Source organism: Larkinella bovis, assembly GCF_042655385.1.
GTDB lineage: Bacteria > Bacteroidota > Bacteroidia > Cytophagales > Spirosomataceae > Larkinella > Larkinella bovis.
Map to the genome: position 1 here is coordinate 1 of NZ_JBHSMA010000020.1, position 17,766 is coordinate 17,766.

A 17,766-nucleotide genomic window follows, 5' to 3' on the forward strand; every position below is an offset into this window, starting at 1 on the left:
CGGGGCGGCCCGTGCCGGCATATGATAACAAGGTGACACTCGACTTTTCTCGCCCTGGTAAACCCACTGATAACCCATTTATTGACGGGGCTGCCCGCGCAGTCATTTAATGGGAGTTTTCGGGATGCGTGTTTAAACGCGCACTGGTTTTTGTCATTGGAAGACGCTCGAGAAAAAATTGAAGCTTGGCGACAGGAGTATAACTCATACCGCCCGCACAGTTCGTTAGGAAACCTGACGCCTGACGAGGTGGGAAAGGGGAAGAAAATTAAAGAAAAAGAAAGCCTGATTTTCTAGTTTTGGCTGTCCAAGATTTGGGTCAAGGTCAAAAATGAAGAAACTCTAATTGCTACTGTCTGAGATTTGGGGTACTTACAATAGAAAAATAATGTTCATTTCCAAAAACAATTTAATACTTCACAATCTTCTTCCTGACCACCTGCGTCCCAATTCGGACCTCAACCAGATAAAGCCCACCGGCCATCGTTCGCAAATCCAGATTTCGCTCAAAACCGTCGTCGGTTTTCTGGAATTGCTGTTTCAGCACTTCGACACCAGCCACGTTGCGGACCGAGACCGTCAGCACACCCCGGCTGCTGTTGCGGAAGGATAAGGTCGTCAGCCCGTCGCTGGGGTTGGGCGTAATCATCAAGGCCTGATCCGGCTGGTTGGTCGGCACTTCCGTCACCGTTCCCGGACGGACAAAAATCCGGGCCGTTGCCGTGGTGCTGCACAAATCCAGCCCCGAACCGGTGACGGTGTACGAGGTAGTGGCCGTTGGGCGGGCGATGACCTGCGCCCCCAGCGTGGTACTCAGATTCTGGCCGGTCCAGCTAAAGATACTGGCCCCCCGGGCGTTGAGCGTCACGGCTTCGCCCGGCCCTACAAACTGCGACGAGGCCGTGATCTGCACCGACGGTTTCATTCCGACATTCGCCGTAATATCGTGCGACACGTTCAGCCCCTGCCGGATCCGGTACCGCTCCCATTCCCCGGCCGCATTCTGTTCCCAGGATGTACCCGTCAGCGATTCTCCGTCTCGGGTCGTGACCAGCGCCACCGTATCACCGGCTACGTAATTCAGGGCAATCCCAATATGGAACGGCAACCCACTCAGCGGCACGTTTCGCTCAAAGACGACGTTCGTCGCCCGGTTATTCGCCACATCGTCCAGAATGGTCCGCAGCGGAACATCCTTCGTTTCCAACACCGCCCCCGGCCCACTCTGAAAACCGCGGGCGTTCCAGACCATAACGGTCACCACAGCTTCGGTTTCGGCCCCTTTGGCGGCCTTTGCTACCCCAAACCGGAGCGAGGCTGCGTGCATGTTATTATAACCCAGCGAGTTTTCAAAGAATTCGGAAACCGCCCTGGTTTTCCGGCTATTTTGTCCGGCCACATAACCGGTTCCGCCGGGTTGTCGCAAGACGGTTCGCGTCCCGCTGAAATTGGTTTGATCGGCGCATAAACCGACATTCAGCACTTCGATGTATTGCTCCCTCACCACCGGAGCCGATGATCCGGCTGAATTGGCCGTCACGAGGGTGACCTTAAACTTGCCCGCCGTTGCATACGTCACCACCGGGTTCTGCTCCGAGGAGGTCGAGGGCGACCCACCTTCAAACGTCCATTGCCAGCTCGTCGGGAAATTGGTCGAAAGATCCGTAAAACGCACCTGCGCGCCTAACAGGACTTTCACGTTTTCGGCCCGGAAGTTGGACGTGGGACGACTCACCACGGACGTACCGCAGACATTGGAATTGACCAGGTTAGCCCGCCGAACGGCAAATTGCATCACCGCCCGCATCCGGGTTTTCTGGCCCCTGGTAAAAACATTGAAACAAGCATCGTCGGAATAATCCATGTAATTCTCCACCATGTTGGTTCCCCCGCAGCTCACCCGGCCTTTCATACATCCCCGGCTTTCGGATGCCTGCGTCGGGGTGTCGTCGACAAAGTCGTTTCCGCAGTTGGCATCTCCCCAGATGTGGATCAGACCCAGCCAGTGGCCCACTTCATGGGTCAGTGTCCGCCCGAGGTTATACGGAGCCTGCATCACCGGGAAATTGCCTTTTTCAGCGTTTCCGAACGATTGATACCGGATTACGACCCCATCAGTACTCCCCGCTCCCATGTTGGGGCTGAGGCCCGTCAGCGTCGATTGGCTCGGAAACTGGGCGTAACCCAGCAACCGGTCGTCGGTGGGGGCAAAATCAACGACCCAGATGTTGAAGTATTTTTCGGGGTCCCAGTAGGTATTCGGTTTCAGAACGCCGTCGATATCGGCCTTGCTCCAGCTCGACTTCCCGAAGTTGGAGGCCCCGTTGATCCGGTCGATTCCGCGTTCGGCCATCGTGCCGCCGGAAGGATTGATAGCCGCCAGGCAGAATTCGATTTCGATATCAGCCCCATTCGGGTTATCGTTAAAACCGCGGGTTCCGACTTTCCGGCGGAAGTCTTCGTTGAGCGTTTCCAGCTGCGATTTCACCTGCGCTTCGCTGATGTTCCGCCCCGTTCCGACGGTTTCACCGGCATGGACAACGTGCACAATCACCGGAATGGTCAGCACCGCGTCGGCCAGTCGGCCCGTCCGTTCGAGCTTCTGGATTTGTTCGATCCGTTCCTGGAGTGTTTTTTCAAAAGCCGCCCGAGTACCCATTTCGGTGGGGAATTTAGCCCGGATAGCGCTGTCCATCTGCATGGTAGCGCATTGCTCCCGCGCCGGTTGGCTGGCCAGTTTCTGCCAGGCGGGAATGTTCTGGGCGACCAATGTACTGAGCGTACACGTCAGGGCGCCCAGGGAAAAAAGTATACGTTTGAACATAAAAGCAAAACAATTTATCCAGGGCTCAGCGGGTCAATCCAGACAACCGGCGCTACTCCGCTTAGCACCTTCTATTTGGTCGTGGAATTAAACGTGAACCGGTAACTGGCGTCGATATCCGGAAAAAAATACTCTACTGTCAGCGACGTTTCGGTCAGGTTCCGGACCGTCCAGGGGAATTTGCCTCCCAGCAGCGGAATGACAAATTCCAGCGACGCATTGCCGTTGATGAGCGTCCAGGTGTCGTCGAAAATCACGTCCGGTTCACTCGTGTCGCATTTGGACGGACCGTTCGTATATTCGAATTTATGATCGCTATTGGCGTAAAAAACGTACTGATCGTCGGCTTCGCAGGATGCCATAATGGTCTGCACGTTCTGGACACCATCGGATTTTTTGTTATCAAAAATCTGGAAAGACACCATTCGCCAGGCTTTCTTTTCCGTCCCGGTCAGTAACTGGCTATAGGTGACGGGTTTAGGCTCAAGTTTTTCCGAGCAACCGGCAAATAATGCCAGCAGGGCCATCGGAACAAGGAAAATTCGTACGAATGCTTTCATAAGTTAGACCCATTTGCAGACCGTCTGGCCCGTCATTTTAGCGATATCGATTCGTTTCTGCAAAACCGCTTTACTGCGGAATATATGTCAACGGGATTGTCAATAAAGTGTCTTTCGTGGCCCCATCCGGCCGCACTTTCAACCGAACGTTCAGCGAAATTTGCCGGTTTTGCGGATTCCAGGAACCCACGCCACTGATCGTATCCCGCGGAGCCGCCAGCTCGGAATTCGATTGCACCGGAATCGTCAGGGAATTATCGCCGTTGTCGGTAAAAGTCAGGGTGGCTTTAATGGCTTCAAAACTAAAAAGCCCGATGTTCCAGTTGGTCACCGTATAGGTTTTACAATCCGTGCTGACAATATCAATATCTTTCACCGAAACCGACTGATTACCAACCCGCAGCGTCCCGGTATAGGTTCCACTCAACAGGCAGTCGTCCTGAATGGTAAACGTGAGATTTTTCCCAAGCAAACCCGCATTTCCCAAACCGATCTTTAAGGTGGAGGGCTCCACATCGGTCAGGGTAAAGACAATATTCTGCGACTCCAGAATGTTGTTGGCGTTGTTGATCAGCCGGACTTTGATTTCCCCAAAGCTCTGTTTGGCCGGAATGGTAACCGTTCCCTTCGTGCCTTCGATCGAAAAATCTTTTCCTTCGCGGGCGGTTCCGGCAATGGTATAATGCACGGTAATCGGCTGATCCAGCTGCGGCCCGACATGATGGACCCGCACCGAAACCACCTTGTTGTAGCTTTCCTTGTAGGTCAGGGAGGAATCGGTAAACCGCACAAAGTAGGGTCCCTCAAAGGTGCGGTCCAGGTCCTGTTCTTCGCAGGCCACCACCACCCAGCCGATCGTCAGTACCGTTAAAACCGCTACTATGTATTTAAGATATCTCATTATGATCCAGATTCAACTCAAGTCAGGGTTCCGTTAACGCTTAACTTATCATTTTTAACTGTCAGTAGCCCGGGTTCTGGGCGTCCTTCAAAGCGGGGTTTCGCTGGATTTCGCCCTGTGGAATCGGCCAGCGTTCGTACTTGACATTCCAGTTGGGCGAAAAAGCCGACATGACCGCCTGCACCCGGCCGGTCCGGATCAGGTCAAACCAGCGGTGTCCTTCGAACGCCAGTTCATACACCCGCTCCCGTTCGACGGCCGATAACACTTCGGACTGGCTCGTAGCGGCCACATTCGGGGCTTTCGCCCGCGCCCGCAACACATTCAGGTCGGCAATGGCTCCGTTGGCGCCGGTCAGCTTATTTTGCTGAGCCCGTGCCTCGGCCCGAATCAGGTACATTTCCGCCAGCCGCATCAGCACAATGTTGTTGTTATCGTTGTCGGCCGTGCCGTATTTCTGCACCGTCCAACCATTATCGTCGCCGTTGAGATTCGCCGAGTTGAACGAAATCGTCGCCCGACGCGTCCCGGATTCCGTCGAAGCCAGCAACAAAATGACCTGATCGGACGGAATCACTTCCCGGCGACCCAGGTAAAGATTCGTGAGCGAAAAAGCGCCGGTTCCCGGATCATCGGTCAGTGCGTAACCCACTTCCAGAATCGACTCCTTCGTAAAGTCTTTGTTGACGATGTCTTCAAAATTAGGCTCCAGCGCGTAGACCTTCGCATCGATGACCTGCGTCGCGTATTGCTCGGCCTGCGCCCAATTTTTCTGGTACAGATAATACCGCGCCAGCATCGCCCGTGCGCTGATTTTATTGGCGTACGTCCCGTTGACCACCGTAGCCGTCGAACCGGGTTCAATCGAGGCCAGGTCAGCTTCGGCGGCCTTCCAGTCTTCCAGCACCAGCGCCAGAATGTCGGCCTTGGCGGTTTTCGGGATGTTGCGGTTAGTGGCCTGATCGGTCGTTGTCACTTTCGGAATATCACCGTACGTATTGGCCCCGATGAAGTTGGCGTAACCGCGCAGAAATTTCATTTCGGCCATCACCTGCTTCCGGGTTGCCTCGGGCACACCACTGACCGTCGGCAGCCGTTCCAGAATAAAATTGGCGACGTAAATGGTCCGGTACAGATTGCTCCAGAGCGAAGCCACGACCCCGTTGGAAGGAGTGATCTGCTTGGTTCCAAACTCCCGTTCGTCCGTAAAGGTCCCGTTGTGGCGAATGTAGTCGGCCGTAAAATCGCCGGCCATCATATTGGATGCAGCCATGCCCCGAAGAGCCGCATAGGCACCAATCCGGGCCGGTTCCACGTCGGCCGGTTCGTTCAGCACCAGGTTATCGACCAGCAGGTCCACCGGTTTCGGTTCCAGAACGGTGGTGCAGGACGCCAGCCAGGCCGTCGCCAGAATAGCGGTATAGCGAAAGAATCGTGTCATAAATTTAAGGTGATTCCCACCATCAGGGTTTTATACTGCGGCAAGGTGAAAAAATCGATGCCCTGAGCCGTTGTCGAGCCATCCAGGGTGCTCACCTCCGGGTCCGGCCCACTGTAGCGCGTCCAGGTCCAGACGTTCGTGGCCGAAGCAAAAATGCGGGCGTTGGAGACAATCCGGAACCGATCGACGTATTTCTTGGGCAGATTATAACCCAGCGATACGTTTTTCAGACGCAGGTACGAACCATCTTCCAGAAACCGGCTACTGTGGTAGTTATTATACGTATTCTGGTAAACATAGCGGGGTACGCTGGTAATATCACCCGGTTTTTGCCAGCGCTCCAGGGCCTTCCGCGATTGGTTGCTTTGCAGATCCGCGCCGGTATTGACGGAAGTCACACTCGTAAAATTCAGGATTTTGTTGCCGTAGGAGCCCTGAAAAAAGACGTTCAGATCGAAGCCTTTGAATGAAAACCGGTTGGTAAGTCCGCCGAAAAGCTTGGGCTGGGCGTTTCCGATTACCTGACCATCATCGCTCGTAATCCGGCCATCGCCGTTCTTGTCGTCGTAAATGGCGTCGCCCGTGGCCGGATCGACGCCCAGGAACTTCAGCCCCCAGAACGAACCCAGTGGTTCGCCCTGCAGCACCACATTCGTACTCCCAACCCCGTTGGCCGAGTACCCACGGAACAGCGGGCCATCGTTGGCTAACTCGACTACCTTGTTGATGTTACGCGACAGATTTATATCGGTATTCCAGCGAAAACCGCCCCGGTCGAAATTGACCGTTGAAACCATCAGTTCAAGCCCCCGGTTGGATATTTTCCCGATATTTCCCTGCACCGTTCCAAAACCGGTGGTCGACGGAATCGGTTGCGCGAACAACAAGCGGTCAGTCAGGTTATCGTAGGCATCGATCGAGAAAGAGAGCCGCCCGCTGAACAGTCTGGCATCCAGCCCAATGTTGGCTTCGCGGGTCCGCTCCCACTGCAAGGTCGGGTTCGCCAGGGCATCTGGCCCTAAACCGGACGCCCCGCTGTAGGTGACAGCGGCCCAGGTTCCCAGAAACTGGTAATCGCCAATCCGCTCGTTACCCGTAAAACCGTAGCTGGCCCGTAGTTTCAGATCATCCAGAAACCGGTAGGATTCCAGGAATTTCTCCTGCGAAAGCCGCCAGCCCAACGAAACCGAGGGAAACAAACCAAACTGCCGGTCTTTCCCGAAACGGGAAGAACCGTCGTAGCGGGCCGTTACCGTCGCCAGGTATTTCTCGTCGTAATCGTACCGGAATTCGGCAAAGGTCGAGATCAGGCCGCTTTGCAGGTAATTGGAAAACCCGTTATCGACAATCCCCGCCGAGGTAATGTACGTAAAATCGTCACTCGGAAACAAACGGCCCGTCACGCTCCCGGAGCGTTCCTGCCGTTGCAGAATTTCCAGTCCCGCCAGCGCGTTAAACCGGTGTTTTTCGTTCACCAGGAAATTATACGTCAGGGTATTGGTATTAATAAAAGTCGTGTAGGTTCCCGATGTATAGACGCCGTACCCCTTCCCTCCGACACCTTGCAGATACCCGCCAATGGCGGTGGCCGACGACTCAAACTGGTCTTCCGTTACCTGGTTGTAGTCGATGCTTACTTTCGAGCGGAACCGCAGGTTCTGGAGCAGTTCGTATTCGGCCCATAAACCGCTCAGGATTTTAACCGTATAGGTATCAAACCGGGGTAGAAGCGCCTGGGCAACCGGGTTGAAGTTCGGAAAACCGGCGTAGTTCGGATCACTGGGGCCGTAGAGCTTTCCCTGTTCGTTGTAGGGCGAATAAAACGGCAGCGATTTTACGGCGCCGGAATAGACCCCATCCAGGAAGTTGTCGCCCTTGACGCGTTTGTTCAACGTGCGCGCCAGCGTAATATCGGTTCCGAAGGACAGCGCCGAGTTGGCCTTGTGGTCGAAACTCAGCTTGCCCGACATCCGGGTAAAGCGGTTGTTCAACTGAATGCCTTCCTCATCCCGGTAGTTGCCGCTGAGGTAAAAATGGGTCTTTTCATTGCCGCCACTGGCCGAAAGCTGGTATTGCTGATAGACGCCCTTCCGCAAAACCGCATCGACCCAGTCGGTATTGACGCCGTCGGTAACGCCTTTGATCAAGCCCATTTTATCCGGATCCTGTCCCGCATTGATGACGGCTTCGCGTTGCAGTTCCAGCAGTTCGGCTGAATTCAGGAGATCGGGCCGTTTCACAATTTCCGTCATCCCGCGCTGCACTTCGGCCACAAAGGTCGTTTTCTGATTGGCTTTTCCCTTTTTTGTCGTAATCAGAACCACGCCATTGGCCGCCCGTGACCCGTAAATGGCTTTGGCCGACGCGTCTTTCAAGACCTGAATCGACTCGATGTCGTTCGGATTCAGCAGCGAAAATGCATTATCGTTCTGGCCGCCGAAATCCCGCGACGACAGCAATCCGTCTTCCACCGGAACGCCATCGACAATGAACAACGGGCGGTTGCTGGCCGAAATGGACGTGCTGCCCCGCACCCGGACGGTAATCCCGCCCCCCGGTGTTCCCGACGACTGGGTTACCAGCACACCGGCGGCCTGCCCCTGCAGCGCCTGGTCAAAACTGGCGACCGGAATTTCCTTGAATTTATCGCTGGTTACCGAAACCATCGACCCGGTGATATCTTTTTTCTGCACCGAATTATACCCGGTGACAACCACCTGCGCCAGTTCGTTGACGGCCTCGACCATCCGGACGTTGATCACGGAGCGGTTGTTGATTGGAATCTCCTGGGTCACCAGGGCGATGGACGAAAACGTCAGGATACTCTTGTCATCGGGGACATTGATGGTGTAATTACCATCGGCATCAGTGCTAACGCCGACAGTGGTTCCTTTCACCACGACGTTCACGCCGGGCAGCGTGGATCCGTCCTGGGCTGCGGTTACCCGGCCCGTCACCCGGCGAGCCTGCCCAACTGCCAGACTTCCCGTCAGGACCATGAGTACTAACCAACCACCTAAAAAAGTAAAACGTTTTCTCATCTACAGGTTACTGGGTGTTTAACGGAACGGAATGACAGTATAAGCGGCTCATCCGTGCATTTGGATGTTCAATATACTTATTTTTCAAAACAATAAACGTCTAAGTCGGCCCAACCGATGTATACACGAATAAAAAATGTGTAACATTCACAATGACGCTTTATTTTCGGAAAACGTTGTGATTGTGCAGAATAAAAAATGCCGAACCCAAAGGTCCGGCATTTTTTATTGATGGGAAAAAGAAAGCAGAAAATAAAGGGAGAACGGAGAGTCACAGACTGCTAAAAATACCCATTTTCGAGTCTCCCCTGTTCAGCCTCAATACCCCGGGTTCTGCACCAGCTGGCTATTGGCATCCACTTCCCGTTTCGGGATGGGCAGCACCAGCTTGGGATCATTCCAATTAAAATCACCGGTTTTGCCTTTGGTGCGCTTGATATCATGGAGACGCAAGCCTTCAAATGCCAATTCCTTGACACGCTCGTTCAGCACATTGGCCAACGTGGGTGCGGCAATCGGTGCCAGCCCCGCCCGGGTACGAACCGCATTCAGGTCGGCCGCAGGCGTCGCACCCGTTGTGGTCGAAAGCCGCAGGTTGCATTCCGCGCGGGTCAGCAGCATTTCGGACAAGCGGATGACGGGAATGTTGGCGTAGAAATCCGCCCATTTTCCGGTATAATACCGGGAGCCGCCCCCTTTGACGCCGATATAAAACAAGTCCTTCCGCCGGGCATCCGTTGAGTCATACGTAGCCACGAATTCATTCAGAACCTGTATGTCACCCCGGCCAATCGCTGCGCCCCCCGCCGGAATGCTGGCGTATAAAGTTGTCAGCCCGTCGTTGCTCGTTCCGGGATTATTCTGGGTATTTTCCTGAATTTCAAACACACTCTCGGCCGTGTTCTTGTTCCGGAAAACCGTCGTCACAGCCGGATTTAACTGGTAATTACCGGATTCGATGACCTGGTTAGCGGCTGCTAACGCCTTGGCATAATCCGATTGCTGCAGATAGACCCGCGACAGAAAAGCCAGCGCGGCAAATTTCGTAGCCCGCAATTCGTTCTCTTCCGGCATCTGGGCTGCTGCTTTGGTCAGGTCGTCGATCACCTGCGTATACACCTGCGCTACGGTATTGCGCGCCCGGGTTTCGGCGGCTTGCTCCTGCGTCCTGGTGGCCCGTAACACGAGCGGAACACCGGGTTGATCGTTGGCAGCGGTTGCCCCCCAGGGCAGGGCAAACAAACGAACCAGTTCGAAATACATAATCCCGCGCAGGAAGTGTGCTTCCCCTTCAAAAGCCGTCCGCTGGTTCGCATCGGGCACTTTATCGAGCGACTCCAGAATGTTATTAGCGACGTTGATCACCTGATAGGCCGTAATCCAGGTCCGCTGTGCCTCGGCGTTGGTCGCCAGCATCTGTCGGCTGGTTACTTCCCGGTAACTCGCAAACGAACCGCGCCAGGCCACATAATTATCGGAAGCCAGCAGTTCGGGCAACAAATTCAGGTTGGTGCCGTACAATTCACCGTCGGCAAGTCCGCCACCGGTACCGGAAAAGACACCGTAAGTACCAATCAGCGCACTTTCAACGTCCTGTGCCGACGACAGAGCCGTTTCAGCATCGACCGACTGCCGGGGTTCAAGGTCCAACTTCTTGTCGCAGGCTGTAATACCCAACGCCATCGCCAGACTTAAGGATATGATTGTTTTTTTCATTGTCAAGTTTTGATTTTAGTCAACCGGTTTTCTTCTGTTAGTCCTGAACGACAGAAAGACCACCTTTAAAAGCCAAGATTCACGCCAAACGTAATGGTTTTGGCCTGCGGGGGCGTATAAAAATCATGTCCTAACGCAATGTTGGCCGTCTGATTGGTTGAGTTAACATACTGCGTGTTCACTTCCGGATCATAGCCGGTATAATTCGTAAACGTAAACAGGTTCAAGCCTGAAACATACACACGGGCCGTCTGGATGAAGGCTTTTTTCAACAACCTGCTTGGCAGGTTGTAGCCCAGTGTTGCGGTTTTCACCCGCAGGAATGAACCATCCTGCATCCAGCGTGATGAGATACCGGTCCCGTTGGCAGCCCCAAACTCGGCGCGTGGAACATCCGTAACATCACCCGGTTTTTGCCAGCGCTTCATCTGGTCTTTGGTCTGGTTATCAAAATAATCCCCATTCACTGACTGATAAATACCCGCGACGTTGAACAGATCATTCCCCGAAACAAACTGCAACAGCACGCTCAGGTCGAACCCTTTGTAGGAGAAGTTGTTGTTCAAACCGCCCGTAAAATCCGGGTTCGGATCGCCCACGAACAATTCCGGCGCCGATGCGTAGTCGTTGGTCGGCTGACCATCCGAACCTTGATACAGCGCATCCCCCGTTGCCGGATCGACACCAACGTATTTTTTACCGTAGAAAACGCCCAGCGGTTTGCCTTCCGTTACGTAGCTCAGGAAGCGCGAGTTGGCCCGAATCGGCGACACGTTCAGTTTCGTTACTTTGTTGCGGTTGAACGAAATGTTGAAGTTGGTCGACCAGCGGAAGGCGCCAACGAGGTTTTGCGAGGTGATGCTGAATTCGACACCCCGGTTGCGCAAACTACCAATGTTGCGGGCGATGGTTGAAAACCCGTTGATGGCGGGTTGCGGTACGTTCAGCAGCAGGTCGTCGGTAATTTTGTTGTAAAAATCGATCTGTCCGTTGATCCGGTTATTGCGGAACCCAAACTCCAGCCCCACATCAAACTGCGTCGATTTTTCCCAGCGCAAAGCCGCATTGGCCACCTGCGACGGCCGAATCCCGACCTGATCGCCGTAATTAATTGTACCGTATAAGCCCCGTGAATCGAAGTTACCAATTTCTGAGTTTCCGGTTAGTCCGTAGCTGGCCCGCAGTTTCAGCAAACTCAGAATTGGAAGCGCATCTTTGATGAAAGGTTCGTCATTCAGAATCCAGCCCACCGAAGCCGATGGAAAAAAACCGTAACGGTTATTGGCCCCGAAGCGCGACGAACCATCGATCCGGCCCGTCAGACCGATCAGGTACCGGTCTTTGAATTTATAGTTGGCGCGGGCCAGGTATGAAAGAATGCTGAAACCGGTTTCGGTTGAACTGGCATCGGTTTTCTGGCTGGCACTGGCGAGTTCCTGAAACTTGTCGTTCGGAAAATTCCGGCCCGTAGCCGACACCGCCTGAATGTTCTGCTCCTGGTACGTCATCCCAACCAGCACATCGATGCTGTGATCGGTACCGATGTTTTTCAGGTAGCTCAGCGTGTTGTTCGTCGTCCAGTTGTTCACCCGGGTCATGGCCTGGTAGCCGTAACCGGTCGGTGCCCCATCTTCGGTTAGCCGTCCCTGGTAAATTTCTTCCTGAAGGTTCAGCACATCAAAACCGTATTCGGTCCGGAACGACAGCCCCGGCAAAAGCTGGTATTGCCCGAAAATGTTACCGAATGTGCGGAACGTGCGGGCGTAATTGGATGCGTTATCCAGTTCAACCAGGTTGTTGTAATAAAAAGTCTGCCGGTTGTACCCCGTTGGATCGGTTGCGCTGTAAATCGGCTGAATTGGCGGTAAAGCGTTCAACTGAATGGGGTTTGAGAAGGCATTATCGCCGGACACTTTCTTGTTGACAATGTTGGAAAAGGCAATACTGGCCCCAACGCTGAACTTATTGCTGATGTTATGGTCGAGATTCAACCGCATGTTATTCCGGCGGAAATTGTTCCCTACGATAAAACCGACCTGCTTGTTGGTCGCACCGGTCAGGCTGAAACGGGTTTTTTCATTCCCGCCATTGATTCCAAAATTGGCCTGATTAACTGCACCCTGGCGGAAAGCCGCACTGGCCCAGTCACTATCAACGGTTGAATTCTGATCCAGGCCATATCCTGGAAAACCGTCGCTCGGATCGTTGGGATCAACCCCTGCATTGGTTAGGGATTCCGTGAAGAGTTCCTTGTATTCGGCAGCATTCAGAAATTCCCGTTTGCGAGTCGCATTCGTGATGCCCGTGTAGTAGCCAACCTGAATATTAGTCCGACCGGCTTTCCCACGCTTGGTTGTGATCAGCACAACTCCGTTGCTGGCCCGCGATCCGTAAATGGCTGAAGCCGACGCATCTTTCAGAATTTCAATGGATTCAATGTCGTTGGGGTCGATATCCGCCAACGGGCTGAACAATTCCGTATCAGTGGTATTGACGTCCTGCGACGTAATGGGAATCCCATCCAGGACATACAACGGCTCGTTTCCTGCTGAAATCGAGGCTGCTCCGCGAACGCGAATCTGCAAGGCTGAACCCAGTTTGCCGCTTCCCTGTGTAATCTGCACACCCGGCGTCCGGCCCTGCAAGGCGGTTTCGAACGTCTGAACCGGCAGTTTGGCAATTTCGTCGCCTTTTACGGTCAGTTGCGAACCGGTCAGATCCCGGCGTTGCTGGGTTCCGTACCCCACAACGACCACTTCGCTCAGGGCGCGCGTATCATTCACCAGTTTAACGTCGATGGTACTCCGGTTTCCAATTTCAACTTCCTGGGTAACGGTCCCGATGAAACTGAAAATCAATGATCCGCCTGAGTTGGGGACAGTCATCGAGTAGCTACCGTTGGCATCCGTCTGGGTTCCGCGCGTACTTCCTTTCAATTGAATGGATACGCCCGGCAACACGGATCCGTCGTCGGCGGAGGTGACCTTTCCCGTCACCTGCCGATCCTGCGCCATAGCTGATGCCCACACCCATGCGGTTAGCAGACAGCTAAGCAGTAATGATTTTCTCATACAAATAGGTTTGGTTTGTTGAAAATGATGAATTAACGAAGTATATCCCCCAATAAATGGGAAATAACCTAAGTGCAATTTAATGCAAACCGGGGGATAAGAGGAAGCCTGGGATCAAAAAAATTGTATGCAGACATACCAAACCTAGAGAAATAACCAAAGAAAGGGAAGATGCCCGAAGGCAGCTCGAATCAAAAACACTAGTAATCAGTACATTACAAAAAAAGTCTTCACTTTCAGACCGGAGGGCACCCGGCCCCGGGCGAACCACATGGGGGAGTTAGACTTTGGGGATGGCGTTCAGCAACTACCTGATTTTCGGACAGGAAGGCCATTGGGGCAGCTGTCTCCGGATTCGTAATAATCAGAAAAGAATGGGCCAAGAAAAACCACATTTAAGGCGCTTTCAGCTCTACTTCGCCCGCGCGTCGCACTTTTTCCCAGGTGCCCGACTGGCTGCCTTTCAGATACCGCATCAAACCGGCCAGGGCGCAGGCATTCATGAACGTGAAGTAAAACGGAACAAACAGCAGTTTCCAGCGTAAATTCTTCTTTTCTAGCCGATAGCCCATCCAGGCAGCCGCGTAAAATAACGACTGGAGCGCAAACAAAACCGTCCAGGCATAATTCCCGGAAGAAGGCGTCAGCCACTCCCGAACCGCCAGCCACGCATTGGCCAGAAAAATCAGCGGCAAACAGAAAGGAGCCACCGCCCACCGCATCACCCGGTGCGAAACGTACTCGAAGGTGAGCCAGCCGTAGCGAAAAATATTCAGCAAATAACGCAGGCGAACAATCGACTGAAAACCGCCCGCAGCAATCCGGATTTTGCGTTTCTGCTCATCCAGGATCGAAAACGACGGACGCTCCATGGCGTAGGCTTCCGGTTCGTAGGCCACCCGGTAACCACGTCCGGCAATCCGCAGCGAAATGATAAAATCATCCAGAATCGTGTCGGGCTCTACCGGCTCATACAGTTCGGTCCGCACGGCAAACAGCTCGCCAGCCGCGCCCACAATCGTGTGCAAGTCCGCGTCCAGCCGTTTCAGAAAGGATTCATATTTCCAATACAAGCCCTCTCCCGAGCCAGCCGCCGACTCACTGTCGCTGGTCAGAATGCGCTTTTCACCGGCCACTGCCCCCACGTTCGGATCGCGGAAATGATCCACTAACCGCCGGACAGCCATGTTGTTCAGAATCGTATTGGCATCGGTAAAAATGGCAATGGGCGTGGTGATCTTTTGCATCGCCCGGTTCATGGCGGCCACTTTGCCCCGGCGTTCCGTGCCAGCCATGATGCCCAGTTTTGGGCCGTAAGTTGCCTGCAAAAACTCCGATGAACCATCGTTCGACCCTTCTGTCACAAACAAAAAATGAAGGTGTTCAGCGGGATATTCCTGCGAAAATGAATTCGCTACTTTGTCGGATAAACATGGCAGCTCGTTATACGCCGGAACAATCAGGGTAACGTCGGGCGAGAACGCTTCGGCCGTGTTCAGGGCGGGACGACGGCCCCGAATTCGAACGAGAAGCCATACCAGAATGCCGTATCCGAAATAGGTATAGACGACCAGTGCAACGCAGATTGCCAGTAAAATTTCCATACGCGAATTCGTTAAGTAACCGCTACGGCGGGTGAGGATAGATTGTTTTTTGAACGGCGGATTTTATGCGTAAAATGCCAGACTATGGCATTTTTCAGGGCATTCAGATAGGTTAGCTGCCCCTTGACTGCGTAGACGAATGCGGCTTTGGTGAGGGCAAAACAGAAATAATACAGGATAAAAACGTACAACGGAAAACCGCTGACGTTTCTCCGCATAAACAGCAACCGATTGCGGGTGAGGTAATACACCTTCATGGGACTGGCCTTCCCGACACTGATCGATTCCTTGTGGTAAATCAAAGCTGCTGCCTGGTAATAAATCTGAAAGCCAGCCCGTTGAATCTGCATCGACCAATCCAGTTCTTCGTAATACAGGAAGAATGACTCATCCATTGCGCCCCCAATCTCGACCGCCCGCCGACTCACCATCATCGCGGCTCCGTGGGCAAAATCCGTAACTCCCGAACGGTCATACTGTCCTTTGTCCGTCTCCCCCAATCCAATCGACCAGGTTCGACCGGTGAATTTGCTCAACGGAAAATAACCCGCGTATTGAATCACCGTCGGCTGGTCGAAATACCGGATTTTGGGACAGACAATACCGATGGCGGGGTTGGTTTTAAAAGGTTCCAGCAGTTGATCCAGCAAATCCGGCGTCACTTCGGTATCGTTATTCAGAAAGAAAAAGTAAGCCCCACGGGCGTGCTGCATGCCCAGGTTATTGCCACCGGAAAAACCGAGATTTTCGGAACTCCGTACCACTTTTACATTCGGGTACCTGCCTTTTACAATCCGGTCTGTCGGGTCTTCCTTCGACGCATTATCCACCACAATAACTTCAAACCGGGGGTATTTCAAGCGCCGGGTTGATTCGAGCAGTTGACAGGTCACGGCGGCCTGGTTGTAGTTGATAGTGATCAGCGAAACCAGCGGAACGCTGTTTATACGTTCTCTTTCTGCCATATTGCCTTGAGCGTTCGAATCACGATCATCAGGTCCGTTTTAAACGAAAACTTCTTCGCATAAAGCACATCCAGTTGAATGCGTTCCTGATCCGAAACCACTGCTCCCCCCCGTTTAGTCACTTGCCAGAGGCCCGTCAGACCCGCCGGTGCGGCAAACCGCCTGGCGTAGCCAGCGGCCGTTAGTTTTTCGGCTTCGTAGGGTGGCAATGGGCGGTTTCCCACAAACGACATATCACCCCGCAGGATGTTGTAAAACTGGGGTAGTTCATCGATACTGGTGTTGCGCAGGAACTTTCCCAACCGGGTGACGCGGGGGTCTTCCTTAAACTTGGAAAACATGGCCTTCGCTTTCTCGTTGCGGAAATGGATATCCTCGCAAACCTGCTTATCGTCCAGAAAAAGCGGTTTCTGGCATTCTGTTCCGGCCAACCGACAGGCCTCACAAAGCTGATCGGCGGGTTCCTCCAGCTTTTTGATGTTGTACATATTCCGCGACGCCATACTGGCAAGCATTTTATCGGCATCGGTGCGCATGGTCCGGAACTTGTACATATTGAATACCCTATAACCCATGCCCACCCGTTTCGAACCGTAAAAAATCGGCCCTTTCGAATCTAGTTTAACCAGAATCGCCACGATTAGCAGAAGAGGGGAAATGAGTAACAACAGCAGGAAGGAAAAAACAATGTCGAACAGTCGCTTGCCAATCGGCATCCGGACGGAAGGCGCTTTCGGTGTCTGGTTACCGCTTTCGGCGTACTGTTTTTTCAGGATCAGATACGACAACCGGGTCTGAAAAGCCGCTTCTGAATAGCCGTAGTGGAACACATCAATAACGCGCCCCCGAAACGGTTCAACACTCAGATCGATGGAAGCTTCTGCCGTCAGCAGAATCGTGGAGAGCTTGCCAGAAGTCGGAATGGACTGGATGGCATTCAGAAACTTTTTTGCGTTCAGGCGGTCGTTGAAGACCACCAAATCGATGTCCGGATCGGCTTCCAGACAAAAAAGGGCTTCTTTGATACTGTTAACAGTGGTGATGGAAGCGGTTTCGCCAAAGGCCTGGTTAAAGTCGGTGGCCATCTGAGGATCGTCTTCAACATACAAAACCCGGTAGGTTGCTCCGTTTGCTAATACCGTCAACATAATGATCGAAAGCTAAGAAAATCAGAAAATTGGGCGATTTCCGGGCGCGGGCATCGCTGGGTTGCTTTTATCCCCCGTCCGTCGCAGAATGGCATTGATTTTCGCCTTGACCTCCAACGGATTGAACGGTTTGATCATATAATCGTCGGCCCCCTGTTCCAGACAGGCGATTTTGGTGGCGCTGTCGGTAAAGGTAGACAGAACGATAATGGGCACCTGACGGAGCAGCGAACTGGCGCGAATGGTCCGGATCAGGTCCTGACCGCTCAGGTAAGGCATTTGCAGGTCCGTAATGATGATATCAACGGGGTTGCCTGCTTCCAGCCAGTCCATCGCTTCAATCCCATTATTCATGGTCGTAATCACAAACTCCGACTTCAGCGTATGGCGCAGTACCTTCCGAATGTACGTATCATCCTCTACGACAAGCACATGGTATTGATTTTCCATATAATATATTTCGAATTAACAAGCTGCTTTCCGTTGCATGAACAA

Annotated in this window: 11 protein-coding genes and 1 pseudogene; 1 reads left to right on the forward strand and 11 read right to left on the reverse strand. The window is 53.3% G+C overall.

The features are described from left to right. Positions 1–297, forward strand: a pseudogene (locus tag ACFPMF_RS27425) (integrase core domain-containing protein); the annotation flags it as partial. Positions 298–409: 112 nt separating this feature from the next. On the opposite strand, the gene ACFPMF_RS27430 reads toward ACFPMF_RS27425, so the two are convergent. The 11 genes from ACFPMF_RS27430 to ACFPMF_RS27480 form a co-directional block, all read right to left on the reverse strand. Further along, the gene (locus ACFPMF_RS27430) at positions 410–2,824 is read right to left on the reverse strand and encodes a M43 family zinc metalloprotease (RefSeq protein WP_379851272.1); all 2,415 of its coding nucleotides are present in this window, start codon (positions 2,822–2,824) and stop codon (positions 410–412) included. A gap of 71 nt (positions 2,825–2,895) precedes the next feature. Next, positions 2,896–3,384 (reverse strand): hypothetical protein, encoded by a 489-nt coding sequence (locus ACFPMF_RS27435; protein ID WP_379851274.1) that lies wholly within the window; start codon positions 3,382–3,384, stop codon positions 2,896–2,898. 70 nt (positions 3,385–3,454) lie between these two features. Then, entirely contained in the window at positions 3,455–4,285 is an 831-nt protein-coding gene (locus ACFPMF_RS27440) for a hypothetical protein (RefSeq protein ID WP_379851276.1), read from the reverse strand. Between the two features lie 61 nt (positions 4,286–4,346). Continuing rightward, positions 4,347–5,726 (reverse strand): RagB/SusD family nutrient uptake outer membrane protein, encoded by a 1,380-nt coding sequence (locus tag ACFPMF_RS27445; protein ID WP_379851278.1) that lies wholly within the window; start codon positions 5,724–5,726, stop codon positions 4,347–4,349. Next, on the reverse strand, positions 5,723–8,767 hold the full coding sequence (locus ACFPMF_RS27450) for a SusC/RagA family TonB-linked outer membrane protein (RefSeq protein WP_379851281.1): 3,045 nt from the start codon (positions 8,765–8,767) through the stop codon (positions 5,723–5,725). Before ACFPMF_RS27450 ends, ACFPMF_RS27445 begins: the two co-directional genes overlap by 4 nt. Before the next feature lie 318 nt (positions 8,768–9,085). Next, a complete protein-coding gene (locus ACFPMF_RS27455; protein ID WP_379851283.1) occupies positions 9,086–10,483 on the reverse strand; it encodes a RagB/SusD family nutrient uptake outer membrane protein in 1,398 nt (465 codons plus the stop codon). Between the two features lie 65 nt (positions 10,484–10,548). Continuing rightward, positions 10,549–13,554, reverse strand: a complete 3,006-nt coding sequence (locus tag ACFPMF_RS27460) for a SusC/RagA family TonB-linked outer membrane protein (protein ID WP_379851285.1) — start codon at positions 13,552–13,554, stop codon at positions 10,549–10,551. Positions 13,555–13,949: 395 nt separating this feature from the next. Next, on the reverse strand, positions 13,950–15,158 hold the full coding sequence (locus tag ACFPMF_RS27465; protein ID WP_379851287.1) for a glycosyltransferase family 2 protein: 1,209 nt from the start codon (positions 15,156–15,158) through the stop codon (positions 13,950–13,952). 11 nt (positions 15,159–15,169) lie between these two features. Further along, positions 15,170–16,123 (reverse strand): glycosyltransferase family 2 protein, encoded by a 954-nt coding sequence (locus ACFPMF_RS27470; protein ID WP_379851289.1) that lies wholly within the window; start codon positions 16,121–16,123, stop codon positions 15,170–15,172. Next, complete coding sequence (locus ACFPMF_RS27475; protein ID WP_379851291.1) at positions 16,102–17,271, reverse strand: sugar transferase; 1,170 nt, start codon at positions 17,269–17,271, stop codon at positions 16,102–16,104. The genes ACFPMF_RS27470 and ACFPMF_RS27475 overlap by 22 nt, the downstream gene beginning before the upstream one ends. Positions 17,272–17,292: 21 nt before the next feature. Beyond that, a complete protein-coding gene (locus ACFPMF_RS27480; protein ID WP_379851293.1) occupies positions 17,293–17,721 on the reverse strand; it encodes a response regulator transcription factor in 429 nt (142 codons plus the stop codon). Between the last annotated feature and the right edge of the window lie 45 nt (positions 17,722–17,766).

Bases quoted from the DNA above. Each gene is read 5' to 3' on its own strand.
- ACFPMF_RS27430 (WP_379851272.1), bottom strand. From the start codon at position 2,824: ATGTTCAAACGTATACTTTTTTCCCTGGGCGCCCTGACGTGTACGCTC.
- ACFPMF_RS27435 (WP_379851274.1), bottom strand. From the start codon at position 3,384: ATGAAAGCATTCGTACGAATTTTCCTTGTTCCGATGGCCCTGCTGGCA.
- ACFPMF_RS27440 (WP_379851276.1), bottom strand. From the start codon at position 4,285: ATGAGATATCTTAAATACATAGTAGCGGTTTTAACGGTACTGACGATC.
- ACFPMF_RS27445 (WP_379851278.1), bottom strand. From the start codon at position 5,726: ATGACACGATTCTTTCGCTATACCGCTATTCTGGCGACGGCCTGGCTG.
- ACFPMF_RS27450 (WP_379851281.1), bottom strand. From the start codon at position 8,767: ATGAGAAAACGTTTTACTTTTTTAGGTGGTTGGTTAGTACTCATGGTC.
- ACFPMF_RS27455 (WP_379851283.1), bottom strand. From the start codon at position 10,483: ATGAAAAAAACAATCATATCCTTAAGTCTGGCGATGGCGTTGGGTATT.
- ACFPMF_RS27460 (WP_379851285.1), bottom strand. From the start codon at position 13,554: ATGAGAAAATCATTACTGCTTAGCTGTCTGCTAACCGCATGGGTGTGG.
- ACFPMF_RS27465 (WP_379851287.1), bottom strand. From the start codon at position 15,158: ATGGAAATTTTACTGGCAATCTGCGTTGCACTGGTCGTCTATACCTAT.
- ACFPMF_RS27470 (WP_379851289.1), bottom strand. From the start codon at position 16,123: ATGGCAGAAAGAGAACGTATAAACAGCGTTCCGCTGGTTTCGCTGATC.
- ACFPMF_RS27475 (WP_379851291.1), bottom strand. From the start codon at position 17,271: ATGTTGACGGTATTAGCAAACGGAGCAACCTACCGGGTTTTGTATGTT.
- ACFPMF_RS27480 (WP_379851293.1), bottom strand. From the start codon at position 17,721: ATGGAAAATCAATACCATGTGCTTGTCGTAGAGGATGATACGTACATT.